The organism is Georgenia sunbinii, assembly GCF_036421875.1.
Lineage (GTDB): Bacteria > Actinomycetota > Actinomycetes > Actinomycetales > Actinomycetaceae > Georgenia_B > Georgenia_B sunbinii.
This window is the reverse complement of record NZ_JAZGOL010000002.1, coordinates 213,964-239,951: the sequence shown is the minus strand read 5'-3', so window position 1 is coordinate 239,951 and position 25,988 is coordinate 213,964. Positions and strand designations below refer to the sequence as shown.

The window sequence follows — 25,988 nt, the reverse complement described above, 5'->3', positions numbered from 1 at the left end:
CCGGCTCAGCGGTCGGTGATCGTTACGAGATTGCTGCCGACGTGCCGTTCCGCCCGGGGCGTTCGTTCCGACTCCGGCGGCGCCTTGCCAGGGCCAGCGGGCCGCGGCTTGCCACATCACCTAGCCTGTCGTCACCACACCGCGCGACACCGCGTCGCCGATCAGGAGGCCGGGCCATGACACCTGAGATCATCCAGCTGCCAGAGGTCGCCACGGCCGCCGTGCGCGACACCATCCCGATGACCGAGCTCGCCGGCTTCTTCGACCGGTCGTTCGGCCTGCTCGCCACCGTGCTGGCGGAGCAGGGGGCGAGCCCGACCGGCCCGGCCTACGCGCGGTACTTCGGGCTGCCAGGGGACACCGTCGACGTCGAGCTCGGGTACCCGGTCGCCGAGGTGATCCGCCGGCAGGGTGAGGTCTACGCGGCCTCGTTGGCGGCGCCGCGCGTCGTCCGCGCCGTCCACGAGGGCTCCTACGACCAGCTCGGCGACAGCTGGCGGGCGCTGTGGGAGTGGATCGTCGCTCGCGGCCTCAACGCCGCGGACGAGATGTGGGAGGTCTACGTGACCGAGCCGACCCCGGACGGCGACCCGGCCGCGATGCGTACCGAGCTCAGCTGGCCGTTGCGAGACTGACTCCGTTCACCAGGGTCACCTACGGTGCAGCCGTGACCTCCCACGACGGCGCCCTGGCGCGCCGGCTCAGCACCACCGATGCGGTGGTGATCGGCCTCGGCTCGATGATCGGCGCCGGGGTTTTCGCCGCATTCTCCCCCGCGGCCGCGGTGGCCGGCTCCGGGCTTCTCGTCGGGCTGGTGATCGCCGCCGCGGTCGCCTACGCCAACGCGACCGCCTCGGCGCAGCTGGCGGCGCAGTACCCGACGTCGGGCGGGACCTACGTCTACGGCCGCGAACGGCTGGGGCCGTGGCCCGGCTTCCTCGCCGGCTGGGCGTTCGTCATCGGCAAGACCGCGAGCTGCGCCGCCATGGCGCTGACCTTCGCCGCGTACGCGGCCCCGGCCGGCTGGCAGCGGCCCGTAGCCGTGGCGGCGGTGGTCGGGCTGGCCGCGGTCAACTACCGGGGAGTCACCCGGACCGCGCGCCTCACCCGGGTGATCGTCGCGGTCGTCCTCGTGGCACTGGCGGTCGTCGTCGTCGCCGGGCTGGTCGGGGGCGCGCCGCAGTGGTCACAGCTGAGTCCGTGGGACGGCACGACGGGCGGCTGGTACGGGGTGCTGCAGTCGGCCGGGCTGCTGTTCTTCGCGTTCGCCGGGTACGCCCGCGTCGCCACCATGGGTGAGGAGGTCCTCGACCCGGCTCGAGCCATCCCGCGCGCCATCCTCATCGCGCTGGGCCTGGCGGTGGCGATCTACGCGGTGCTCGCGGTCACCGTGCTCGCCGTGCTGGGACCGGCGGGCACGGCCGCGACGACGGCGCCGCTGGCCGCCACGGTCGACGCGAGCGGCTGGTCGTGGGCAGCGCCGGTGGTGCGCATCGGCGGCGCTGCGGCGTCGCTTGGCGCGCTGCTCGCGCTCATCGCGGGGATCGGCCGCACCTCGCTGGCGATGGCCCGTCACGGCGACCTGCCGCGGACCCTGGCCGCGGTCCACCCCCGGTTCCGGGTGCCGCACCGCGCGGAGGTGACGCTCGCCGTCGTGGTGATCGTGCTCGTGCTGTCCGTGGACCTCAGGGGGGCGATCGGCTTCTCGTCCTTCGGGGTGCTGGTCTACTACCTCGTCGCCAACGTGGCGGCGTTCAGCCAGCACGCCCCGTACCGGCGCTTCCCGCGGCGGCTGCAGGTGCTCGGCGCGGTCGGCTGCCTGGTGCTCGTGGCCACCTTGCCGCCGGCCGCGATCGCGGTCGGCGCCGGGGTGCTGCTCGTCGGTGTCCTCCTGCGGCTGGCCCGCCGGACGCGCTGACAGGAACTACCGGCCGTCAGTCGTCGGCGACCCACCGGTCGGGGTCGCGCCGCGACACCTCAGGGTCGGTCCAGGGCGATCCCCGATAGCGGTACCGGGGCCTGCCGCGGTGGGCTGAGACCATGTCCTTCTCCTCCGGCGGCGTCGCCGATGTCGTCGAGGCGTGGCGGCTCGTCCTCGACGCCGTGGTCCCGGACCGCCTGCCGCCGCTCGTTGGTGGACTGCTCGGCCAGCTGCCGGTGCAGGTGATGCTGGCGACGGTCGCGGTGGCGGCCGTGGCGCACGTCGTGGACCGGGTCGGCCTCGCGATGCCCCGGCGCCGCCCGCCGGCGGGCGATGACGCTCCGTCCGGTCGGGGACGGAGCGTCATCGCCGGCGTGCTACCGGCCCGGGCGTCCGCGCCGGCTGACGACCAGTCCGGCGCCCGCTGCGGCGACGAGCAGTGCAAGCACGGACAGCCACGCGAAGAGCGTCCCGTCGGCGCCGGTCGCGGGCAGGCCGCCGGACGCGTCGGAGCCAGTGCCGGCACCGGCGTCCGCCCCACCGTCGTCGCTGCCGCCGCCGTCGCCGGTGGCGTCGCCGCCGGTCCCGCCGTCATCACCGGTCCCGACACCTGACCCGTCGCCGTCGTCCGCGGCGCCATCCCCGTCGGGCAGGTCGTCCCCGTCGTCGGTGTCGACCGTGCGGATGTCGACGAGGGCGGAGGCGACCTCCTCACCGCCGTGCCGCACCACCACCCGATGCTCGCCGACCGCGACCGAGGCCGGGACGGTCGCCGCAACGGTGAACGCGCCCGCGTCGTCCGCCGTGGCGGTGCCGAGACCGGTCGGGGTCGAGCGCAGCTGGACCTCGTAGTCGGCGCCCGGCACGAACCCGGTACCGCTCACGCTGATGCCGCCGCCCGGGACGAGGTCGCCGGTGACGTCGATCGTGCCGTGGTGGTCCGGCGAGCCCGGTCCGTCCTCCTCGACGACGACTGGTTCGGAGGCAGCGGAGCTCTCGGACCAACCGACGCTGTTGAGCGCCCGCACGGTGGCCGTGTAGTCGCCCGGCGCCACCCCGTCGAGCACCGCGGACAGCAGGCCCCCGCCGACCGTCGCGGTCGTGCCGTCACTCAGCGTCACCTCGTACTGCTCGACCGGCGCGCCGCCGTCGTCGCCGGGTGCCGACCACTCGGCGGTGATCGCGTCACCACTCACGGTGGCCATGACGTCCGTCGGGGTGCCCGGCGCCTCGGGAGTCGCCGCCGCCCCTCCCACGAACGCCGAGACGGTGCTGCGGGTGACGTGGCCCGCGGCGTCCTCAAGCTCGACGAACCAGCCGTACCGCTGGTCCGGAGTGACGTCGTCCAGCACGACGCTCACCGGCTCGTCACCGGTCGCGTGCTGCGGCGAGCCCACCTGGGCCGGCTCCCCCGCCGCCACGGTCAGCGAGCTCGTGGCGAGCGTGCGCGTCGTCGTTCCACCGAGGTCGATCTCGAGCACGAAGTTCTCGGTGTCGTGGCCGTAGAGACCGGGCACCTCGCCCTCGCCGATCTCGTTGTGCCACGGCCCGTCGGAGGTCGCCGTGTCGAGCAGCGGTGAGTACGTGTTGAAGTACATGAGGTCGTTCTCGGCGTCGACACTGATGTGCTTGAGGTACTGCTGACCGCCGTAGACACGACCCTGGTAGTCGGTGAGCACACCGTAGGCAGTGCCACCGCCGGCCGTCCTCGCACTCGCGACACCCGTGCCGGTGACATGGCCACCGAGCACGAGCTCGACGTTCGCGTACGGCGTGACCAGGTTGTCGACGACGTGGTCGTTCGACCACCGTCCGGCCTCGGTGTTGACGGAGTTGTGGACCGCGAGCACGACGGCGTGGTCCTGGTGGCCGGCAATGACGTCCTGCGCCCAGGCGATGCCGGACTCGTCCCCGTCGTCGATCGAGAAGAACCCGACCGTGAGGAAGAGCAGTTTCGCACCGTCGATCTCGGCGGTGTAGTAGTAGTTGTCGATCTCGTGACTGCCACCGAAGGTGAACGCACTGTCCTCGAGACTCGCCTCGAGGCGCGACATCGGGAAGTACGTCGGCAGCATCAGTCTGGTGTTACGGCCCTCGTCGACGTCGTGGTAGTCGTGGTTGCCCCACGAGACCATGTACGGCAGGCCGGCGTCCTCCCAGGCCGCCACCGCGGGCTCCGCGTTTAGGTACTGGTACTCCTGCGACAGGTACGGGCGGTTGACGAGGTCACCGGCCTGGACCGCGATCTGAGTCTTGCGCTCGTCGGCCACCTCGGCCACGTACTCGAACTGGTCGACCATGAGCTCCGGCGTCGCCTGGGCGTACAGCTGGGTGTCGGGCACGTGGTCGAACGCCCAGTCGTAGGTCGCCGGGTCGGGCAGCTGCTCGAAGTCGTAGCCGGCGTCGGTGGGCAGGGAGGTGAGGCCGCGCCAGACCAGCAGGTGCAGCACGCCGTCGGCCAGCGCCCCCTCGTCGCTGCGCGCGGTCACGTCGAGGGTGACCTCGTCGCCCGCCGAGCTCGCCCCGGAGTCCTTGAGCAGCCAGGTGTTCGCGTCATGGTCGTAGACGTACGCCGAGACCGGCCGATCGTCGGCCGTGCCCCGCCAGCTGAGGTGGAGCTGGCCCTCGGCGGCCTGGTCGTCCGGCACCGGGATCTCGTAGATCTGGAACGGGTTCTCGTCCTCGCCCACCGTGGTGGGCGACAGCTCGTCGGTGACCTCGCCGCTCTGCGGGGTCAGCGCGTCGGGCAACCTGTCGGTCGTGGTGCCGGTGCGCACGACCGTGCCGCCCGCGTCGAGGTCGAGGAGCTCGTCGGCGTAGAACGTCGCCGTCGTGCGTTCGAGGTCCTCGGTCCGCGGGGTGGCCGTGAGGGTCACCGCCGCATCGTCGCCACCGGCGTCCGCGGCGTCGTCGGCCACGTGGGGCGGGGCGGGGGCCACGGTGTCGAGCACCGTCGCAGCGACGTCGGCCGCCGTGGTGCCGTCCTCGCCCGTGGCGGTGAACGTGATGGTCTGCTCACCGAGCGCGTTGACCGGTACCTCGATCGCGAACGAACCGGCGCCGACCTCCTCCGATGCGGTCACGTCGCCGGCGACGGAGGCGGTGATCGTCGCGCGCTTGCTCACCGTGCCGGTCACGTCGACCAGCCCGGCCTCGAGCTCCGCTCCGCCCTCCGGGGTGCCGATGATGAGCTGCACCGGGTCGTCCTCGCGCTGAGCACGCTCGCCCACGGTCACGGCGTCACCGAAGTAGTTGGCGTACCGGAACGCCTCGAAGTCCGGGGTGAAGGGGACGCCCGCGATCTGCACCTCGTCGATGACACCCGGGAACGGCGCCGACAGCTCGCCGTCGTTGGTGGCGTAGTCACCGATCGTGGTCAGCACGGCGGGGTCGGAGAACGTGGTGCGGTACTCCAGCATCTCGCTGTGCACCTCCTCGCCGTCGATGAAGACCGAGTACGTCATGCCGTCGTAGGTCTGGGTGACCAGGTGCGGCGTGCCGGTCTCGGGCATCGCGAACGAGTGGTTGAGGTCGACGTCGCCGAACTCGAAGCTGTTGCCGGCCAGCCGGGTGCCCACCTCGGCGTCGGCTCGCACTCCCTGCCAGAAGGTCGCGAGGCCGTCGTCGGTGGCGCTCTCCTTGGCCACGATCGGGGCGTCGCCGCTGAGCGTGGCCAGCTCGGCGTCAGTGATGACGGACACCGTGCTGACGGTGAACCGGTCGTGGTCGCCGCCGACGTCACCGGGGTACTCGATACGCGCCCCGCCGAAGTCGGTGGCCATCGTGCCGAGCGAGGACTCGACCGTGTCCAGCCCGTCGCCGACCACGGTGCCGGTCTGTGTCCCGGTCGAGTCGGTCCGGGCCTCCCCGGCCTCGCTCGGCGTCGCCAGGTGCTCGACCAGCGCGTAGTCCTCACCCCACACCTGGGTGGGGTCGTTGCCGGCGCCGCTGCCCCCGTAGTACGCCCAGACCGTGGTCGCCGAGCCGGCGGCCAGCTGGGGCAGCTTGATCCACAGCACGGAGGTCTCGCCCGGCTGCCACCGCTCCACCTCGTAGGCGAGCGGGGCGCCGTCGGTGCCGAGCACCGCGAGCGCGTCCGCGGCGACGTCCGGGGTATCTGCCAGTCTGACCTGCACCGGCGCGCCGGTGAAGTCGGAACGGGTGGTGTTGCGCACGGTGATCGGCTGGCGCTCGGTCGCCGCACCGTCGGCCCACGCGAGGGTGCTGCCGTCGGTGGACACCAGTCCGCCCAGCTCGCGCAGGCGCTGCTCCAGCGCGGCCAGCCGGTCGAGGTTCTCGACGGCGCCCTGCTGGGCGGTGCTCAGCGAGTCGACGGCGTCACGGGCGGCACCGACCGCGTCCGCGTCATCGACGCTGAGCGTGCTGGGCTCGGGCAGCGCGTCGATCCGGGCGCTCACCGGTGAGACCTGCCGGTCGACGCCGAAGCTCTCGAAGACGCGCGGGCTGCCCTCGGCCCTGATGTCGTAGACGTCGACCGTCAGCCGGTCCTCGGTCACCGTGATCCCGGCGAAGTTCTCGGTGTCCTGCTCCCCGGTGCGGTCGAAGAGGTCGAGGTAGGCGTCCAGGTCGATGCCGTCCGCGGCCTCGGTGGCCTGGGTGTAGTGCTTGGCGCCGGCGGTGTTCGGCAGGAAGTAGATCGTGCCGTCCGGGTCGACGGCGTACTCGGCCCGCTTGCCGTTCTTCATCTCGGTGATGACGGTGGTCTCGGCCACGGCGGCGTTCTCGACGCCGTCCGGGTCCGAGACGAGCACCTTGCTCCGGCTCATGACGTGGTCGTGGCCCTGGAGGACGAGGTCGATGTCGAGCTCGTCGATGAGGGGCACGAGCACGTCGCGCATGGCGACGATGTCGTGGTCGTCGAGGTGGGTCGCCGTGGTGTAGGGCCCCTTGTGGAGGCTCATGATGATCCACTCGGCGCCGCCGTCGCGGGCCGCCGTCACGTCGGAGCGGAGCCACTCGAGCTGCGCGTCGCTCACCGCCTGCTCGGGGTCCTCGTTGGTGTTGAGCACGACGAAGTGCGCCCGGTTGTAGTCGAAGGAGTAGTAGGCGCCGCTCTCGGTGTCCTGGCCGTTGGGTGCGTCCAGCGCGAAGTGGTCGACGAAGCCTCCGGCGGTGGCCTCGTGGTTGCCGGCGGCCGGCGCGACGGTCGTGCTCAGCAGGCTGGGCTGCGCGGCGTCCAGCAGGTCGATCCAGTCCTGCTCACGGTCACCGTTCTCCACGACGTCACCGTTGTGCACGATGAACTCCGCCTCGGGGACGTGCGTGAGGGACTTGGCGATCGTGGCGGCCGAGAGCTCGGCCTCGTCCTCGTTCTGCGACTGGGTGTCGGTGAGGTTGACGAAGGTGAAGTCGTCCTCGCCGTCGCTGGTGACGAAGGCGCCGGTGGGGCTCCACACCTGCGCGGCCCGGTCGCCGACCCGGTAGTGGTACGTGCTCCCCGGCTGCAGGCCGGCGGCGACGGCCTGGTAGAAGGTCTCGCCGTCCCGGCTGGTGCGCTGCTCGGCCGGCACGTCGAACGTCGACTCCCCCTCGGGGAACTCCCGGTCGCTGCTGATCCGCACGACGGCCTCGCCGTCGGCGATGCTCGAGTACCAGCTGAACGCCCGCTGCGTCTGGCTGTCACCGTGGAAGGTCGTGGTGATGCGGTTCGGCCGCTGGTCGTCGCTGATGACGTGGGGCACGGGGTGGCCGAGCTCCGCGTCGAAGCGCCAGTCCTCGGCGAAGTCCCAGCCGATGGCCTCGTACGTCGCCTGCTCCTGCAGGTCGTCGGCGCTGGTGTCGGCGCCGTTCTGGTCGTCGTGCGCGCCGGTGACGGTGGCACCGTCGATGCGGATGCTGTCGAGGGCGAGGTTGTCGCGCAGCGAGGCGACCCGGTAGCTGTCCGGACCGACGAAGCCCAGGATGCGGCCCGCGAACCCGGGCACGGTGCCGCTGTAGGCGATGTCGCCGGAGTGCGCGACGTTGCGCTCGACGGACACCGAATTGTCGTGGCCGGGGTAGGCGAGGACGTGGCCGGCATCGACGCCCCGGGCGCCGCCGGTCTGCCGCGTGGTGAGATCGACGGAGACCAGGTTGTCGGTGATCTGCGCGTCGTCGGTGGCGTAGGAGGCGACCCCGGCGGGCATCTTGTCGGCCGAGATCGTGCCGTCGACCCAGCTGGCGCGGACGATGCTGTCGCCGTGGACCTCGGCGCTGAGGCCGGCGACCTTCTCGGCGTCGTGCGCGACGAGCTCGACGTCGATGATGCTGACGCCCTCGATGGTGCTGTCCGTGGCGATCACCGCGAGCCCGGCGACCAGGTCCGGGTGCTGGCCACCGTCCGCCGTGACACCGGCCAGGGTCAGGTCGTGCACGGACGCGCCGTCGAGCTGCCGCACGAGGCCGAGCTGGTTGCTGTCGCTGCTCGGCCCGTAGGTGAGGCCGCGGACCGTGCGCCCGGCGCCGTCGAGCACCCCCTCGAACCGGTCGATGCCCGGGAACGCCGCCCGACCGGTGAAGTCGAGGTCACCGGTAAGGACGTAGTGCTTGTCTCCGGTGTACTTGCCGTTGCCGGCGTTGAGCTGGGCGGCGAGCAGCTCGAGGTCCTCCTCGGTGCCGATCTCGAACGGGTTCTCCTCGGTACCGGTGCCGAACAGGCTGTAGGACGTCGCGGGCACCGGGTGGGCGAGCTCCTCGTCCCAGTCCCAGGCGTTGTTGAAGTCCCAGCCGAGCTCCTCGTAGGTCGCGCGCTGGGCGAGCTGCTCGGGGGTGGTGTCCGCGCCGTGCTGGTTGCGGGTACCCGGGCCCGTCACCGACTCGCCCGAGATGGTGATCGCGGTGCTCGCGAGGTTGTCCTCCGCCGTCCACCCGTCATACCCGGTGTAACCGATGATCCGCCCGGTGAATCCGTCGACCTTCCCGGAGTAGTCGATGGTGCCGCCGAGCGCGACGTTCCCGGTGAAGGTGCCGTCGTTCGGGGTGCCGGGGTAGGCCAGGACGTGCCCGGCGTCGTTGCCCCTCGTCCCGGCGCTGCCGCCGCCGGTGAGCATCGTGAGGTCGACGTCCACCAGGTTGTTCGCGACGAGGGTGGTGCCCTTGGCGTACGCCACCGCTCCCGCGGGCATCTCGCCGGCGACGATCGTGCCGTGGACCCGGTTGTCGGTGACCGTGCCGCCGTCGAGCTCGGCGATTATTCCCGCGACCTTCTCGGCGCTGCGCGCAGTGAGGTCCGCGTCGATGACGCTGTTGCCGGTGACGGTGGCGCCGACGGCGAACACGGCCAGGCCGGCGACGAAGCCCGCGTCGTCGCCGTTGTCGGCCCGGACGCCGTCGAGCGTGAGGTTGCGTACGGTCCCCTGGCTCACGCGGCGGATCAGCGCCCGCGAGTCCCGGTTGGCATCGCCGTCGTCCGGGTGGGTGCCGTAGGTGATGTCGCTGATCGAGTGTCCCGCGCCGTCGAGCACCCCCGAGAACGTGTTGATGCCGTCGAACTCCGCCCCGGCGAAGTCGATGTCCGCGGTGAGTCGGTAGCTCGCGCTGCCGAACCGTCCGGGCTCCTCGTTGATCGCGTCCGCGACCGCCACGAGGTCGTCCGCGCTGGCGATCTGGTACGGGTCTCGGTTGCTGCCCGCGCCGGACAGCGAGAGCTCGGCCGCTGCGGCAGTGGGCAGGAGGCCCGCGCACGCGAGACCTCCGACGACGAGGGTGGCGAGAGCAGTGCGGACGGAGCGCGTACGGGACATGCCGGGATCACAGCCGATTCAGTCGTAGGTCCTGGTACCGGCGAGGCCAGGAGCCACCGCCTGGACCAGGTAACCGGCTCGAGACGAACGCATAGCGGCGACGTCATGAACGTCGGACGTACATCGGCGGAACTCGGTTCCCGGTGCGGCGACCGGCTCAGGCTCCTATCAGCCGACGAGCGTCCGCAGCGTGCGCAGCGCGACGGACAGCGACGCCAACGAGACCTCCTCGCGGTCCTCGAGCTCGGCGAGCACCTCGCGCAGCCGGTCGGCCGCCGCCGGGTGCGCCTCGTCCCAGGCGGCGAGCAGCTCCTCCGGTGAGGCAGCGTCGTCGCCGTCGGCCATCACCCGCTCGGTGAGGTCGTTGAGCACGCCGTGGAGGTCTTCGCGCATCGCCACCCGCGCCAGCGAGTCCCACCGCTGCTCACGGGGCAGCTCGCGGACCCGCAGCAGCAGCCGGTCGATGCCGAAGTGCTCCTCGGCGGCGAAGCGCAACGGCGCCACCTGCTCGGCCGGGCGGCCGGACCGCTCGCTGAGCACCACCGCGTCGAGCAGCGAGAACGACTCGACGAGGCAGCCGGCCGTCTCCGCGAGCGGCCGTGGCACGCCGGCCGCGGTCAGCTCCTCGACCTGGTCGAGCACGTCCTGCCGGGCGCGGCCGCGGAGGTAGCCGGCGACCTCGGGGCCCAGTCGCTGGACCGCCGGACCGAACCGGTCGATCGTCGCGCCGACGGCGAGGTCCGCACCGCCGTGCTCGACGAACCACCGCACACCGCGGTCGAGCAGCCGCCGGAACTCGAGGTAGAGCGCGCTCTGCACCTCGGTGCCCACCTCGTTGTCGAGCTGCTCGACCTCCCGGACGAATGCCGCGAGGTCGAACACCTCCCGGCTGACCACGAAGGCCCGGGCGACCTGCGCGGGCGCGGCACCGGTCTCGTCGAGCGCGCGGTGCACGAAGGTGATGCCGCCGCGGTTGATCACCGAGTTCGCCACCCGGGTGGTGATGATCTCCCGGCGCAGCCGGTGGGACGGGATGTCCGCGGCGAAGTCCTCCTGCAGCGCCGGCGGGAAGTACTCCCGCAGCTCCCGTTCGAACCACGGGTCGTCGGGCAGGTCGGAGGCGATGAGGTCGGTCTTCAGCGCGAGCTTGGCGTAAGCGACGAGCACCGCGAACTCCGGGGAGGTGAGCCCCTGGCCGCGGTCGGCGCGGCGCGCCAGCTCGGAGTCCGGCGGCAGGAACTCCAGGTCGCGGTCGAGCTCGCCGCGCTCCTCGAGCCAGTGCATGAACCGTTGGTGCGCACCGAGCATGTGGGCCTGCTGCGTGCGGGCGTTGCCGAGCAGGACGTTCTGCTCGTAGTTCTGCCGCAGCACCCGGGCGGCGACGTCGTCGGTCATCGTCACGAGCAGCTCGTCGCGGTCCGCGAGCGCGAGCCGGCCGTCAGCGACCGGGGCGGCGAGGAGGATCTTGATGTTCACCTCCTGGTCGGAGGAGTCCACCCCGGCGGAGTTGTCGATGGCGTCGGTGTTGAGGTGCACGCCGTGCTGCGCCGCCTCCACCCGGCCCAGCTGGCTCACCCCGAGGTTGCCGCCCTCGCCGACGACGTGGCAGCGCAGCTCGGCGCCGTCGACCCGGATCGCGTCGTTGCCGCGGTCCCCGATGTCCGCGTGGGACTCGCTGGACGCCTTGACGTAGGTGCCGATGCCGCCGTTCCACAGCAGGTCGACTCGGGCGGTGAGGATCGCCCGGATGAGCTCGGCGGGCGTCAGCTGCTCGACGTCGTCGGCCAGCTCGAGCCGCCGGCGGACCTCAGGGGTGATGGCGACGGACTTGGCCGACCGCGGGTGGACGCCGCCGCCGGCACTGATGAGCGAGTCGTCGTAGTCCGCCCAGCTCGACCGGGGCAGCTCGAAGAGGCGCCGGCGCTCGGCGAAGGAGGCTGCGGCGTCGGGCTCGGGGTCGAGGAAGATGTGGCGGTGGTCGAAGGCGCCCACCAGCCGGATGTGCTCCGAACGGAGCATGCCGTTGCCGAACACGTCCCCGCTCATGTCGCCGATGCCGACGGCGGTGAAGTCCTCGGCCTGGGTGTCGTGGCCACGCTCGCGGAAGTGGCGCTGCACCGCGACCCAGGCGCCGCGGGCGGTGATGCCCATCTTCTTGTGGTCGTAGCCGCTGGACCCGCCGGAGGCGAAGGCGTCGTCGAGCCAGAAGCCGTACTCGCGGGAGATCTCGTTGGCGACGTCGGAGAATGCCGCGGTGCCCTTGTCCGCGGCGACGACGAGGTACGGGTCGGCGCCGTCGTGGCGCACCACCCCGCGCGGCGCGACGATCTCGCCGTCGACGACGGTGTCGGTGACGTCGAGCAGCGCGGCGATGAACAGCCGGTAGTCCGCCTGCCCCGCGGCCAGCCAGGCCTCCCGGTCGGCGGCCGGGTCGGGCAGGTCCTTGCCGACGAAGCCGCCCTTGGCGCCGGCCGGCACGATGATCGCGTTCTTCACCACCTGCGCCTTGACCAGGCCGAGGACCTCGGTGCGGAAGTCCTCGCGCCGGTCGGACCAGCGCAGCCCGCCGCGGGCGATCTCGCCGAACCGCAGGTGCACGCCTTCGACCCGAGGGCCGTACACCCACAGCTCGACGGTAGGGCGCGGCGCCGGCAGGTCTGGCACCCGGTGCGGGTCGAGCTTGAAGGTCACCGTCGGCGGGCCGTCGTGGTCGCTCGCCGCCGGGTCGAGGTGCTGGAAGTAGCTCGTGCGCACGGTCGCCCGGACGATGCCGACGAGGGCGCGCACGATCCGGTCCTGGTCGAGGCTCGCGACGTCGTCGAGCTCGGTGAGGACCCGCTGCGCGACCTCCTTCTCAGCGCGCTCGCGCTCGTCGTCGTCGGTGTCCCAGTTCGGGTCGAAGCGGGTCTCGAACAGCTCGACGACGAGGCGCGCGAGCCGGGGGTTGTCCCGCAGCGTCGCCTCGACGTACTGGCGCGAGAACACCGACCCGGTCTGCCGCAGGTAGGCCGCGAGCGCCCGCAGCACGACGACCTGCTGCCACCGGAGGCCGGCGAGCAGGACCAGCGCGTTGAACCCGTCGTCCTCCGCGGCGCCGTGCCACACGGCGAGGAAAGAATCGTGCAGCCGTTGCGCGAGGTCGTCGTCGCTCGTGGGCCACAGGCTGCCGGAGCGCAGGTCGAGGCCGATGTCGGAGATGTGGGTCTCGGTGCCGTCGGCCTCGTGCAGGGTGTGGGGGCGCTGGTCGAGGACCTCGACGCCCAAGCCCTGGAAGATCGGCAGCACCGCGGAGAGCGCGAGGGTGCCGTGGCGGTAGAGCTTGAGGCGGCGCCCCTCGGGCGACGCGCCGGGCGGCAGGTAGAGACGCAGGCCGAGGGCGTCGCCGGTGAGCGCGTCGAGGTGGCGCAGGTCCTCGGCGGCCTCCGGTGGCGCGACGTCCTCCTTGTAGCCCTCGGGGAACGCCTGGCCGAACCGGCTGAGCAGCCGCTGCGCGTCCGTGGTGCCGAACCGCTCGACGGCCGCGTCGGCGAGGTCCTCCTCCCAGCTGCGGACCGCGGCGGCGACGCGCTGCTCGAGCGCGGCGACGTCGAGCTGCGGCAGCGCGGTCCCGGGGGCGACGCGGACGACGAAGTAGAGCTGCGCCAGCGCTGACTCCGAGACGCGGGTGGCGTGCTCCACCCCGTGGCCGCCGACGGCGTCGCGCAGCAGGTCAGCGATGTGCTGACGGACCGCGGGGGTGTACCGGTCGTGGGCCAGGTAGACGAGGGCAGCGACGAACCGCTCGTAGGGGTCCGCGCGCAGGAACAGCCGGGTCCGGGGCCGGTGACGCAGGTGGACGACGGCGGTGGCGACCTCGCTCAGCTGCGCGACCGGCGCCTGGAACAGCTCGTCGCGCGGGTAGGCCTCGAGGACGCGCAGCAGGGTCTTGCCCAGGTAGCTCACCGGCGGGTAGCCGACCCGCTCCTGGACCTGACGGACCTTGCTCGCGACGAAGGGCACCTCGGTGACCGCCCAGTCGTACGCCGTCGGCGTGAAGAGCCCGATGAACCGTTGCTCTCCGGTGACGCGGCCGTCGTCGTCGATGACCTTCACCGCGACGTAGTCGAGGTACTCCGGGCGGTGGACGGTGGAGCGCGAGTTCGCCTTGGTGACGATGACCAGCCGCGGTTCGGCGGCCTTGCGGGCGGCAGCGGGCGGCAGCGTCCGCCGGTCCCGGTCGTCGTCGCGGAGCAAGCCCAGGCCGGTGTCCGGCACCGGCTCGAGGTAGGCCTCCTCGCTGCCCTGCTCCGGGGTAAACGCGTACTCGCGGTAGCCGAGGAAGACGAACTGGCCGTCGGCGAGCCAGTCGAGCAGCGCCCGGGCCTCCGCCACCTCGGTGGCCGCGGCATGGCCCGGCGGGCTGTCTCGGAGCGCCGTGGAGATCGTGCGGGCCTGGGCGGTCATCGGCGGCCAGTCGGTGACGGCGGCGCGGACGTCGCCCAGCACCCGTCGCAGGCCGTCTGCCAGCTTCTCCCGGTCATCCGCCCCGGCGACAGGGCCGACGTGGAGGTGCACCCACGACTCGTTGAGCGCGTCGTCGGCGTCGTCGGCGGGGTCGAGGACGACGATCAGCGCACCGTCGGCGTCGCGCCGCACCCGCGGCTGGGGATGGACGAGGAGGCGGACGGCGTGGCCCTGACGGGAGACCTCAGCGGTGACGGAGTCGACGAGGAAGGGCATGTCGTCGGTGACGACCTCGACGACGGTGGCGCCGGCGCCCTCCTGCGGCGCCAGCACCCGGACGCTCGCGGTGCCGGGCCGACGGTCCCGGGCCACGGCGAGGTGGGACAGCGCAGCACCGAGAAGCTCGCGGGGCGACTGCGCGAGAAGGTCCTCACCGAGGACGTCGCGGTAGAAGCTCTGCAGCAGCGTGGTGACCTGGGCCCGGGGGACGCCCTCGGCGGCGGGCAGGCTGTCCGCGGTGGCGGCCGCCGCCCGCAGCACCTCGGTCCGCTCCTCGTCGCGCATCGAGGCCATGACTGACAACTCCCTTGCTCGGGTACATCGGGCTCCGCACCTGTGCCGGATGCTACGCACCGCGCCGAGCCGCCGCGCTGTGGACCGGTACCGCGCGCCGGAATTTCGCCCGGCTCCCGGTGTTGAAACAGATAGACCGACACGTGACGCCATGACAGGAGGAACGAGTGCGCAGACGCCGCTACATCGAGTTCGAGGACGACGGCCTGCAGCTCCGCTACGCCCCGCACCCCAACGGCGGCGGCCTCGTGGAGATCGGCGCCCAGGTCCATCCCAACGCCTACGTCGCGGCCGGCGCCTACGTCGACTCCGGTGCCCGCGTCCACGCCGGGGCCCGGATCGCGGCCGGCGCCTGGATCGACCGTGACGCCGTCGTGGGCCGCGACGCCGTCATCGGCTCGCACGCCCACCTCGGTGCCGGCGCGGTGCTCGGCCAGGGCGCTCGCCTCGGGGCGCGGGCCGTCATCGGAGCGGTGGCCCGCGTCGAGAACGGCGCGACGGTCGGGCCCGAGCTCAGCTACCCGGCCGGCGCCCGGATCGCGGCCGGTCCGGGAGACTTCACCACCGCGGCATAACGCGGCGACGGCCACGCCGGTGGCATGCTGGCCGCATGTCAACCTCACCGGGCGGCGGCGGTGCCCCGCTGCGCAAGGTCGTCATCGCCGGCGGCACCGGCGCCCTCGGGCGGCGGCTCGCGGCCGACCTCGCCGGGCGAGGGCTCGACGTCGTCGTCCTCTCTCGCACCCCGGACCGGGGCGCGGCGGCACGGGAGGTCGCATGGGACGGCCGGAGCGTCGGCCCCTGGGCCACCGAGCTGACCGACCCGGCCGGCACCGCCCTCGTCAACCTCGCCGGCAAGCTCGTCGACGTCCGGCCCACCGCGGCCAACATCGCTGCGCTGCGGGACAGCCGGGTGGCGGCCACCCGGGCGCTGGTCGAGGCCAGCCGGCGGCTGGACGCGCCGCTGGCCCGCTGGGTGCAGGCGAGCACGACGGCGATCTACTCCGACGCCGGCGAGCAGCGGGTCACCGAGTCGTCCCCCGTGCCGGACCCCGGCCTGCCGCAGATGACCGGCGTCGCGGTGCCGTGGGAGGCGGCCGTCGAGGGCGCGAACACCGACCGGCTCACCGTGCTGCGGACGTCGCTGGTGCTCGACCGCGACGTGCCGGTGATGGACCGGATGCTGCTCGTCACCCGGTTCGGCCTCGGCGGCCCGATCGGCACCGGCCGGCAGTGGATGAGCTGGATCCACGTCGAGGACTGGCTCGCGGTGGTGCGCGCGGCGCTCGGGCTGGACCCGGCGGTCGACGTCCAGGGCACCGTCATCGCCTCGGCGCCCGAGCCGGTGCGCAACGCCGACATGATGCGGTCGCTGCGCCGGCGGCTGGGCCGGCCCTGGGCGCCGCCGACCCCGCTGCCGCTCCTGCGCCTCGGCTCCGTGGTGCTCCGCACCGACCCCGCGCTCGCCGCCACCGGCCGGCACGCCACCTCCGAGGTGCTCGACGCCGCCGGCTTCCGGTTCGCGTTCCCGACCCTCGACGCCGCGCTCGACGACGTCCTCGGGTGACCGGCACGGTGCACTCCGGCAACATCCACCCCGTCCCGGGTCCGGCCCTGACCGGGCCGAGGGAGGGACGCCCATGACGCAGCTGATCGTCGCCGCCGGCGTGCTCGCGCTCGGCGTGGCGCTCATGCGGGCCGAGCCCCGGCGGCTCGGCAACGGGGTCGTCCTGCTCACCGGGATCTCCATGGTCGGGTTCGGTGTCGTGGAGCTCGTGGGCCAGCTGGGCGGCGACCCTGGGCATCTGGCGGGCGGGCTCGCGCTGCTCGCTCTGCTCAGCATCCTGTTCGGCTATGCGGCGGTGCTGGCGCTGGCGGGGGTCTACTACGGCGTCGAAGTCCTCCGCCGGGAACGGGTATCACCGGCGACGGCGCTCGCCCTGGTCGCCGGGCTGGGCCTGCTCACCTACCTCGCCCTCGGCGTCGCGGCAGTGCGAGGCGGCGGGTCCGAGCCGATGGCCGTCGCGGTCCTGCTGTCGGCGCTGCCGATCGGCTACCTCGGCTTCGCCTTCACCGCGTTCCTCGGCTACTCCTGGCTCTACGGACGCCAGTCACGCCTCGGTCCGACACCGGCCGGGGTCATCGTGCTCGGCGCCGGCCTCGCCGGCGACCAGGTGACCCCGCTGCTCGCCGGGCGGCTGCGCACCGGACGCGAGGTTTACGACCGCGCCCGTGCCGCCGGGACCGCGGCGGTGCTCGTCACGTCAGGCGGGCAGGGACCGGACGAGCTCATGCCTGAGGCGCGGGCGATGGCCGACTGGCTCATTGCCGACGGCGTCCCCGCCGACCACGTGCTGGTGGAGGACCGCTCCCGGACCACCCGGGAGAACCTCCTGGAGTCACGGCAGATGCTCGCCAAGGCTGGGGTCGACGGCCCGGTGACGGTGGTGACGAGCAGCTACCACGCACTGCGGGCGGCGACCCTCATGCGGACGGTCGGGCTTGCCGGCAACGCCGTCGGGGCACCGACGGCACGCTACTTCTGGCCCTCCGCCATGGTTCGGGAGTTCGTCGCGCTGCTGCGTGACAACCTGCGGCTCAACGCCGTCCTGCTCGGGCTGCTGTCGCTGCCCCTGGTGGGCTACGGGGCCGTGGTGCTGGTGAGGGCGCTGGCCGGATAGCCGGAGCAGGGTTGCGCCCACCCGGCCGGTGGGCGCGGGGCGGTCACCGAGCCCGTGGCAGTGGCGGCGTCGCTATGGTGGCCGGATGGCCCACCCGGCACCGCTACAGCTCCCGCCTCCTGCGGTGCTGCCGCCGGCCGTATGGCACCAGCAGGCCTGGTGGCGGCTGGCGCTCCGGGGACTCATCGCCGTCGGGCTGGTGGCCGGCTGGTTCCAGCTGGCGCTGACCCCCGTCGACCGGTCGGTCGACGATCTCCTTTACGCCCTGGAGACGGGCGAGGTCACGAGCGTGACCATCGCGCTCCGGGAGCCCGGTTTCGTCCAGGGCAGCCTCCCGGTCACCTGGGAGGGGCATGGCCGCCCCGGCCGCACCAGCTACGAGTTCCAGCGTGGTTCGCTCCCGCAGCCGCCTGGCTGGGTCGACGAGGGACAGGCGATCCTGCACGCCGCGCAGCGCGCTGGGGTGGACGTCAGGGTCGCTCCGCCGTCGCAGATCATGCCGTCGGGGATCACCTGGCACTGGGCGGGCATCGCCGCCCTCACCGCGCTGGTGGTGCTCATCGCCGGACCACCGCCGCGGCTGGCGACCAAGTGGGCCTGGTGGTGGTTGTGGCTCGCCGTGCCGCCGATGATGCTCCTCTTCGTCGTGCTCGAGCCACTGCCGCTGTGGCGCCGAGGGTCGCGCGGGCCGGTCGCCACCCGCCTCACCGGCGGGTGGGCCTTCCTGCTGGGCATCGTGGCCGCCGGCGTCCTCGCCGCTGTCGTCCCCGGCTATGCGGAGATGTTCCCGAACGGTGCCGGATGAGAGGGTGGAGGTCGACCGACGGGTGAGGTGTGAGCATGACCGAGCAGGACGCGCGTAGCAGGGCGACCGAGCCCCAGACCGCCGATGGTCTGGCCGCCGGGGAGCACGAGCAGTTGGCCCACGCGCTGGAGACGCGCTTCACCGCCCACCTCGACGCCGCTGCGGCAGCCGCTCGGGAGGCCGAGCGTGAGCTCGCCGAGGCCGGCGACCGGCTGGCGAGCGCCGAGCAGGCCGCGGCCGACGAGCAGTACCGGTCCGACCCGCTGGTCTTCATGCGGGCGACCGTCGACGACGACGTCGACGCGCTGGTGCGCAAGACGACCCCCAAGAAGCTGCGGGCCTCCTACCGGTTCCTGCTCGACCGTGCGGTGGAGCTGGCCGCCGGGGAGGTCCAGGGCTTCCACGACGACCAGACGGCAGCGCAGCGCGACCGCGAGCTCGGTGTCCAGGCGTGCCGGGAAGCCCTGGAGCGGGCGACGGCGTCGCTCGAGGACGCCCGGGCGATGCAGGAGCGGGTCGAGTCGGCGCGACGGTCCGCCCGTCAGGGGCTGGCGGTCATGGTGGAGAAGCTCACCGCGCCGCCGACGACCGGCTGACCACTGCCTCGAGGCCGCATGACTGGCCGTTGCCGGCGGGGCTGACGGCGCGTGCGCTGGACGGTAGCGCCGGTGTTCGGCGGGGCGGTCCCGGTGTGGGCGGTGCGATCCCGGTGGCGCCGGATGGCGAGCTGCGGTGCAATAGTCGACACGCGTGTCCGCGGAAGGACGTGCCATGCGACGTTTCGTCATCGGTGCCGACGTCGCGCTGGAGCTTGCTCGGACCGGGGCGGCGCCGGGCATCGGCACCCAGCTGGCCGCGCCGACCCTCTTGCGCTCCGAGCTGGTCTCGCTGCTGTACCGGTCGGTGCGGGCCGGCGAGCTGACCAGGCAGGAGGCCAATGACTACCTGGACCACGTCCGTGGCCTGCGGATCCGGCTCCTCGGCGACCGGGTGCTGCAGCGCACCGCGTGGGACATCGCCGAGCGCCTCTCCTGGCCGGACACGCTCACCGCCGAGTACCTCGCCCTCACCCGCCTGCAGGCCGACGCCTTCACCACCCTCGACCCCGAGCTGGCCAAGGTCGCCGCGACCGTGGTGCCGGTCGCGACGCTGGAGGACGTGCTGGGGCACTCGTGAGGCGCAGTGCCTGCGTCACCGTCACCGTCACCGACACGGGCAGGCGAAGGTTCGCGTCCGGTCCTCGGGAGCCGACGGGGCACCGGGGCGGGGTCGGTATTGCGACCACTCACCGCGAGGTCCGTCCTGACGGGACGACCCCCGTGCCAGGTGCACGATCCTTCAGTGCCGACGGCGATGCCTACGACACGTTCATGGGCCGCTACTCGCGGGCACTGGCTCCGGCCTTTACGGACGTGCTCATCGGACGTCACAAACGTTCGCGACAGGTTGGCGCAAATGACACCTTCCGTTTACTTCGATTTGGGAGTACTTGAAGGTCCCCCCGTCTCGCTTGTCGAAGGGCTTCCGCATGTCCACAGTTCCACCCACGCCGACCGCGCCCGCGGCCAGAGCGACCAGGCGCCGTCCGCGGCGTGCGGTCGGCTACCTGCTGACCGCACTCATGGCCTCGACCGGAGCGCTGACGGCGACCGCGACGTCTGCCGCGGCCGACACCACGGCCCCGTTCGACGCCGTCGACCCGTTCATCGGCACCGAGCTCGACCTCACCCAGGACAAGAGCAACGACGCGTACGGGAACACCTTCCCCTCCGGCGCGCTGCCCTTCGGCATGGTCCAGCCCAGCCCCACCACGTACAACACCGACCCGGACGCCCACACCCTGGTGAAGGAGAAGGGCGGGTACGAGTGGACCGGTGACCAGATCCGCGGCTTCGGCATGACCCGCTACTCCGGGACCGGCTGCCACCTGAACTACGGCGGCTACGAGTTCCCCACGACCCCCTACAGCGGTGAGCTCACCGAGACCGGCGCGCTCCCGCTCAGCCCGGGCGTCGACCACCGCAGCTACTTCCTCGACTTCAGCCACGACGACGAGGTCGCCGAGCCCGGCTACTACGCCGTCGAGACCGCGGACGGCGTGCTCTCCGAGCTGACGTCGACCGACCGCACCGCCGTCAGCCGCTTCACCTTCCCCGAGGACGCGGACAGCGCCACCCTGCTCGTCAACGCGTCCGGTGCCAACAACCAGGTCCACGACGTCGTCCTCGACATCGACCCGGAGACCCGGACTGTCAGCGGCTGGACCTACGGCGCCGACGTGTGCAACGAGGGCCAGTACGTCGCCCACTTCTCGACCACCTACGACGAGCCCTTCGAGTCCTGGGGGACCTGGGACGGCGCCCAGCTGACCGCCTCGGGCACCGAGGCCGAGCGGGTCACGGGCGACACGTCCGCGGACTTCCGCAACCAGGTCGGCGGGTGGATCACCTTCGCCGACGGCGCGGAGGTGACCGCGCAGACCGGGTTCAGCTACGTCAGCGTCGACAACGCCGCGGAGAACCGCGAGACCGAGGTCGCCGACGCCGACTTCGACGAGGTCCGGGCACAGGCACGGGCCGAGTGGGAGGAGGCTCTCGGGGTCATCGACGCGGAGGGCGGCACCCACGACCAGCGGGTGACGCTGTACACCGCGCTCTACCACGCGCTGCTCCACCCGAACGTCCACCAGGATGTCAACGGCGAGTACCGCGCCAAGGACGGATCGGTCCAGACCGTCGAGCCGGGCCGCAACCACTACAAGATCTTCTCCGGCGGCGGCTGGGACATGGTCCGTAGCCACGCCCAGCTGCTCGCCATGCTCTACCCGTCGGTCGCAGACGACATGAACCAGACGGTCGCGGACCAGGTCGCGCTGGCCGGCCGGTGGGAGGCCTTCCGGGGCGTCGACAGCTACCAGAACCTCGTGAGCACGCTCGACGCCTTCGGGGCGACGGACTACGACCGTGAGGCGGTGCTCGCGTCCATCGTCGACTCCCAGCGCCTGCCCGCGACGGACTCCGGCCGCTTCCAGGCGTTCCAGTACTTCGCCACCGGCATGATCGAGAACGGCAAGGGCGGCGACGCCACCTCGCGCATCCTCGACCACGCCCTCACGGACTTCTCCGTGGCGCAGCTGGCACAGCGCCTCGGGGACGAGGAGGCCCACGACACCTTCATGGGGCGCGCGCAGAACTGGCGGATGGTCCTCGACCCGCAGACCGAGGAGGTCCGCCCGCGCTCGCGCAACGACTTCGACCGCGGCTTCAACCTTCAGGAGCGGGGCAACCAGTTCCACCAGTCCACCGGCCACCAGTGGAACTGGCACGTGCAGCACAACATCGGCACGCTCATCGAGATGCGCGGCGGGGCGGCGGCCTCCGAGGCGGTCGTCGACCGGCTCATGGAGGACCTCGACGCCGGTGCCTACAACAAGTCCGGCAACTACCTGTCCAACCAGCCGGCCTTGACCACCCCCTGGGTCTACAACTGGCTCGGCAAGCCGCACAAGACGACCGACGTGCTCTACCGCGCGATGGACGAGATGTACCACACCGGCCCCTCCGGCCTTCCCGGCAACGACGACCAGGGTTCGCTCAGCTCCTGGGCGGTCTTCGCCAACCTCGGCGTCTTCCCCGCCATCTACGGCACGGCGAACCTCGTCGTCACCGCCCCGATGTTCGACGCCGTGACTATCACGAGCGCCGACTCCGAGCGCGTCTACGAGATCAACGCCCCGGGCGTCTCCGACGGCGCGCGCTACACCGCTGGCCTCAGCGTCGACGGCGTCGCGCAGACGGCGTCCTGGGTGGACGAGGACTTCACCCGCGAGGGTGGCGTCCTCGACTTCCAGATGTCCGAGACCCCGGGTGGCTGGGGCTCGGGCGCCGAGGACGTCCCGCCGTCATACACCGACGGCACCTCCGCGAGGAACAACGTCGGCACCGTCCCCCACGGCGCAGCCAACATGGGATCGATGGACCTCAGCGACTGGGCGTTCTCCCGGGAGAGTCTCGCCGCCGGAGGCGCGGCCCAGGGCGCCGAGATCCCCCACCCCCGCCACGAGAGCATGGTCTTCACCTGGCCGGAAGCCGAGCCCGGCGAGCCGGACAACTGGATCCCCCACGGCCAGCGAATCGACCTCGAGCCAAAGCAGGCGGCGACGATCTCCTTCCTCGGTCTCGCCACGAACGGCCCCGCGGCCGGTGACGCGACCGTCGAGTACACCGACGGCTCGACCCAGCAGGTGCCCGTCTACTTCACCGACTGGGGCCAGGGGCCTGGTGGCGGCAACGAGACCGCGGTCCAGGTCGGCAACCGGATCAGCCGCAGCGGCAGCGTCGGTGGCGGCACGTTCCGGGTCTTCGCCACCCGCCCCGCCCCGCTCGACGCGGACAAGACGGTCGAGGCGGTCATCCTTCCGGGCGCCGACCACGGCGGCCTCATGCACGTCTTCGACATCGCCACGTCCGAGGAGGACTGGTTCGACGAGAACGCGCCGCTCGGTGACCCTGAGCGGGTCGTCCTCACCGCGACGCAGGACCCGTCGACCTCGCAGTACGTCACCTGGCGCTCGGAGAGTCCGCGCCGCCTGGCCGGCATCGCCGAGGTCCGTCCCGCCGACGGTGGCGACACCGTGACGGTGCAGGCGGAGAGCCAGCCCGAGCGCTCGGTGCTCGGCTACCCCTCGCGCAGCCACAGCGCACGGCTCGAGGGCCTGGAGCCGGGCACGGAGTACGAGTACCGCGTCGCGTCGGGTGACCGCTGGAGCGAGTGGTTCAGCTTCACCACGGCAGCGGCGGAGTTCGAGCCGTACACGTTCCTGTACCTCGGCGACGCCCAGAACGGCATCCCGACGATCTACCCGCGCTCCGTCAACGCCGCGCACGAGGCGCACCCCGACGCGCCGCTCACCATCGTCGCCGGTGACCTCATCGACCACGCGACGAGCGAGCAGCAGTGGGACGACTGGTTCGACGTCATGTCACCGCTCCGGACGGACAGCCAGGTCCTCGCGACGCTCGGCAACCACGAGATCGGTGGGCAGCCGTTCATCGAGAACTTCACCGACAGCTTCACCTACGACGCCAACGGGCCCATCCCGTCCGACGCGCGTCAGTTCGCCGCCACCCACGGTGAGCACCTGGCCAACGTCCTCAAGGACACCGCCTACTTCACCGACTACCAGGGCGTGCGCTACATCAGCGTCAACGCCAACCACGACGACATCTGCCCGATCTCGCGCCCCGCGGGTCAGCCGGACGACTGCGAGCTCAACCGTCAGGCGTGGTTCACCGCGCAGGCGCAGTGGCTCGAGCGCACCATCCAGTCCAACCCGCACCACTGGACCGTGGTCTTCAACCACCAGCCCGTCTTCTCCGTCGGCGTCTCCAGCGGTGGGCTGCGTGACGAGGTCATGTACCGGCAGCACATCCTGCCGGTCATCGAGCGCAACGACGTCGACCTCGTGCTGCAGGGTCACGACCACACCTACGGCCGCGGGATGCACAACAACGCTCGCACGGACGTCGACGGCACCAGCGCCGGTCCGGTCTACGTGGTCGCGAACGCCGGCGAGAAGATGTACGACCTCCCGCCGTCCGACGACAACCGCTGGACGCAGAACAACGCGGAACTCCAAGTGCAGGTCCAGGACGTGGCCACGTACCAGGCGATCCGCGTGGAGGAGAACACGCTGAGCTTTGAGTCCGTCGCGACGTGGGTGGCACCCCGCGGCACGAACGGGCAGTACGCGGCCGGTGACACGCTCGACTCCTTCACCATCACCAAGTACGACGACGGCGCGCGCTGGGTCACCGAGGCGGGCGCCGAGGCGCCCGGTCCGGAGGAGCCCGCGCAGAACCTGCCGCTCCCCACGCCCGAGGACTTCGACGCCGACACCTACGGCGAGGTCGTCTGGGAGGACGACTTCTCCGAGGACCGTCTCGAGGAGTACACGGTCTACGGCGGAGGCTCCGAGCAGCCGGCCGCGCTGGACGTGGACGTCGCCGACGGCGTGCTTACCTCCTCGTCCGAGGAGCGTGCCTGGACGCAGCTCGCGCTGCCCCAGGAGGCCGGGGACCAGTTCGCCCTGGTCGTCGAGCCGAGCGCCTTCCTCGACGGCACGCCGGACGAGAACACGCTGATGCTGGGCATCAGCGCCGGCCCGGCCGAGCGTGCGTACTCCTGGTACAACCACTCGCGTGGCAACAGCGGCATCACTGTCCAGGCCGACAGGATCGGTCAGGGCCTGTCCGAGGGTGCCGGTCCGGCCTTCCCGGTCGAGTGGGAGCAGGGCGACCGCTTCGCGGTCCGCGGCGACCACGGCGAGGTCACCGTCTGGTTCGAGAACGACGGCGAGTGGGAGCTCGTCCGTCGTGGCCTGCTCAGCCTGAGCATGGAGGAGGAGCTCTACACGGGCTGGGCCCCGACCGTCGGCCTGCGGCAGGACGCCGGCGAGCTCAGCCTCGCCAGCATCACCCTGCTGCGGCCCGAGTCGGCATCCGAGCCGGGTGAGCCCGGCGAGCCTGGTCAGCCCGGCGAGCCCGGCGAGCCCGGCGAGCCCGGCGAGCCCGGTCAGCCCGGCGAGCCCGGCGAGCCCGGTCAGCCCGGCGAGCCCGGCGAGCCCGGTCAGCCCGGCGAGCCCGGCGAGCCCGGTCAGCCCGGCGAGCCCGGCGAGCCCGGTCAGCCCGGCGAGCCCGGCGAGCCCGGTCAGCCCGGCGAGCCCGGCGAGCCCGGTCAGCCCGGCGAGCCCGGCGAGCCCGGTCAGCCCGGCGAGCCCGGCGAGCCCGGTCAGCCCGGCGAGCCCGGCGAGCCCGGTCAGCCCGGCGAGCCCGGCGAGCCCGGTCAGCCCGGCGAGCCCGGCGAGCCCGGTCAGCCCGGCGAGCCCGGCGAGCCCGGTCAGCCCGGCGAGCCCGGCGAGCCCGGTCAGCCCGGCGAGCCCGGCGAGCCCGGTCAGCCCGGCGAGCCCGGCGAGCCCGGTCAGCCCGGCGAGCCCGGCGAGCCCGGTCAGCCCGGCGAGCCCGGCGAGCCCGGTCAGCCCGGCGAGCCCGGCGAGCCCGGTCAGCCCGGCGAGCCCGGCGAGCCCGGTCAGCCCGGCGAGCCCGGCGAGCCCGGTCAGCCCGGCGAGCCCGGCGAGCCCGGTCAGCCCGGCGAGCCCGGCGAGCCCGGTCAGCCCGGCGAGCCCGGCGAGCCCGGTCAGCCCGGCGAGCCCGGCGAGCCCGGTCAGCCCGGCGAGCCCGGCGAGCCCGGTCAGCCCGGCGAGCCCGGCGAGCCCGGTCAGCCCGGCGAGCCCGGCGAGCCCGGTCAGCCCGGCGAGCCCGGTCAGCCCGGCGAGCCCGGTCAGCCCGGCACCCCCGGCGAGCCCGGTCAGCCCGGTCAGCCCGGCACCCCCGGCGAGCCCGGTCAGCCCGGTGAACCCGGCACCCCCGGCGAGCCCGGTCAGCCCGGTCAGCCCGGCACCCCCGGCGAGCCCGGCGAGCCCGGTCGGCCCGGTGAACCCGGCGAGCCCGGCATGCCTGGTGAGCCCGGTCGGCCCGGTGGATCCGGCCAGCAGTCCGGCGGTTCCGGCGACCGTGGCGATCACGGCGCGGGACACGGCAGCAACACCGGCAGCAGCACCGGCGGCCTGGCGGCCACGGGTGCAACAGTCGCGGGGCTCGGCCTCGCGGCGGCGCTGCTGCTCGCCGTCGGCGGTGCGCTCTTCGCCGTGCGCGCCCGCCGCGCGGGGGGCGTGAGCGAGTAGCCCTGAGCTGACAGAGCACCACTGAGGGGGTGCCGAACGGCGGAGACGCCGGGTCGGCACCCCCTCTGCTGCAGAGCCGCCC

General features: G+C 72.7%; 12 protein-coding genes. 9 read left to right on the top strand and 3 right to left on the bottom strand.

The features are described 5' to 3' along the window. The first annotated feature begins 176 nt into the window (after positions 1-176). Positions 177-635, top strand: coding sequence for a GyrI-like domain-containing protein (locus V2J52_RS05445; protein WP_331226662.1), 459 nt, complete (start codon positions 177-179; stop codon positions 633-635). 32 nt (positions 636-667) lie between these two features. Beyond that, positions 668-1,918 carry an APC family permease gene (locus V2J52_RS05440; protein ID WP_331226661.1) on the top strand — a complete coding sequence of 417 codons (1,251 nt, stop codon included), beginning with the start codon at positions 668-670 and terminating at the stop codon, positions 1,916-1,918. Positions 1,919-1,977: 59 nt separating this feature from the next. On the opposite strand, the gene V2J52_RS05435 is transcribed toward V2J52_RS05440, so the two are convergent. The 3 genes from V2J52_RS05435 to V2J52_RS05425 all read right to left on the bottom strand — a co-directional run bounded on the left by V2J52_RS05435 (position 1,978) and on the right by V2J52_RS05425 (position 14,679). Then, positions 1,978-2,202 (bottom strand): hypothetical protein, encoded by a 225-nt coding sequence (locus V2J52_RS05435; protein WP_331226660.1) that lies wholly within the window; start codon positions 2,200-2,202, stop codon positions 1,978-1,980. 96 nt (positions 2,203-2,298) lie between these two features. Further along, on the bottom strand, positions 2,299-9,663 hold the full coding sequence (locus V2J52_RS05430; protein ID WP_331226659.1) for a metallophosphoesterase: 7,365 nt from the start codon (positions 9,661-9,663) through the stop codon (positions 2,299-2,301). Between the two features lie 168 nt (positions 9,664-9,831). Then, on the bottom strand, positions 9,832-14,679 hold the full coding sequence (locus tag V2J52_RS05425; RefSeq protein ID WP_331226658.1) for an NAD-glutamate dehydrogenase: 4,848 nt from the start codon (positions 14,677-14,679) through the stop codon (positions 9,832-9,834). A gap of 167 nt (positions 14,680-14,846) precedes the next feature. Between V2J52_RS05425 and V2J52_RS05420 the strand changes: the two genes are divergently transcribed. The 7 genes from V2J52_RS05420 to V2J52_RS05390 all read left to right on the top strand — a co-directional run bounded on the left by V2J52_RS05420 (position 14,847) and on the right by V2J52_RS05390 (position 25,906). Further along, the gene (locus tag V2J52_RS05420) at positions 14,847-15,254 is read left to right on the top strand and encodes a transferase (protein ID WP_331226657.1); all 408 of its coding nucleotides are present in this window, start codon (positions 14,847-14,849) and stop codon (positions 15,252-15,254) included. 35 nt (positions 15,255-15,289) lie between these two features. Further along, positions 15,290-16,246, top strand: a complete 957-nt coding sequence (locus V2J52_RS05415; protein ID WP_331226656.1) for an epimerase — start codon at positions 15,290-15,292, stop codon at positions 16,244-16,246. A gap of 73 nt (positions 16,247-16,319) precedes the next feature. Continuing rightward, positions 16,320-17,360: a YdcF family protein gene (locus V2J52_RS05410; protein ID WP_331226655.1), complete on the top strand. Its 1,041-nt coding sequence runs from the start codon at positions 16,320-16,322 to the stop codon at positions 17,358-17,360. An 85-nt stretch (positions 17,361-17,445) separates the two neighbouring features. After that, positions 17,446-18,165, top strand: coding sequence for a hypothetical protein (locus V2J52_RS05405; RefSeq protein ID WP_331226654.1), 720 nt, complete (start codon positions 17,446-17,448; stop codon positions 18,163-18,165). Between the two features lie 35 nt (positions 18,166-18,200). Continuing rightward, the gene (locus V2J52_RS05400; protein ID WP_331226653.1) at positions 18,201-18,761 is read left to right on the top strand and encodes a hypothetical protein; all 561 of its coding nucleotides are present in this window, start codon (positions 18,201-18,203) and stop codon (positions 18,759-18,761) included. Between the two features lie 175 nt (positions 18,762-18,936). Then, positions 18,937-19,341: a type II toxin-antitoxin system VapC family toxin gene (locus V2J52_RS05395; protein ID WP_331226652.1), complete on the top strand. Its 405-nt coding sequence runs from the start codon at positions 18,937-18,939 to the stop codon at positions 19,339-19,341. A 352-nt stretch (positions 19,342-19,693) separates the two neighbouring features. Continuing rightward, positions 19,694-25,906 carry a GH92 family glycosyl hydrolase gene (locus V2J52_RS05390; RefSeq protein ID WP_331226651.1) on the top strand — a complete coding sequence of 2,071 codons (6,213 nt, stop codon included), beginning with the start codon at positions 19,694-19,696 and terminating at the stop codon, positions 25,904-25,906. Positions 25,907-25,988 lie beyond the last annotated feature (82 nt).

Coding starts and splice junctions, on each gene's coding strand:
- V2J52_RS05400 (WP_331226653.1), top strand. CDS start 18,201: ATGACCGAGCAGGACGCGCGTAGCAGGGCGACCGAGCCCCAGACCGCC.
- V2J52_RS05425 (WP_331226658.1), bottom strand. CDS start 14,679: ATGGCCTCGATGCGCGACGAGGAGCGGACCGAGGTGCTGCGGGCGGCG.
- V2J52_RS05415 (WP_331226656.1), top strand. CDS start 15,290: ATGTCAACCTCACCGGGCGGCGGCGGTGCCCCGCTGCGCAAGGTCGTC.
- V2J52_RS05410 (WP_331226655.1), top strand. CDS start 16,320: ATGACGCAGCTGATCGTCGCCGCCGGCGTGCTCGCGCTCGGCGTGGCG.
- V2J52_RS05395 (WP_331226652.1), top strand. CDS start 18,937: ATGCGACGTTTCGTCATCGGTGCCGACGTCGCGCTGGAGCTTGCTCGG.
- V2J52_RS05405 (WP_331226654.1), top strand. CDS start 17,446: ATGGCCCACCCGGCACCGCTACAGCTCCCGCCTCCTGCGGTGCTGCCG.
- V2J52_RS05445 (WP_331226662.1), top strand. CDS start 177: ATGACACCTGAGATCATCCAGCTGCCAGAGGTCGCCACGGCCGCCGTG.
- V2J52_RS05430 (WP_331226659.1), bottom strand. CDS start 9,663: ATGTCCCGTACGCGCTCCGTCCGCACTGCTCTCGCCACCCTCGTCGTC.
- V2J52_RS05390 (WP_331226651.1), top strand. CDS start 19,694: ATGTCCACAGTTCCACCCACGCCGACCGCGCCCGCGGCCAGAGCGACC.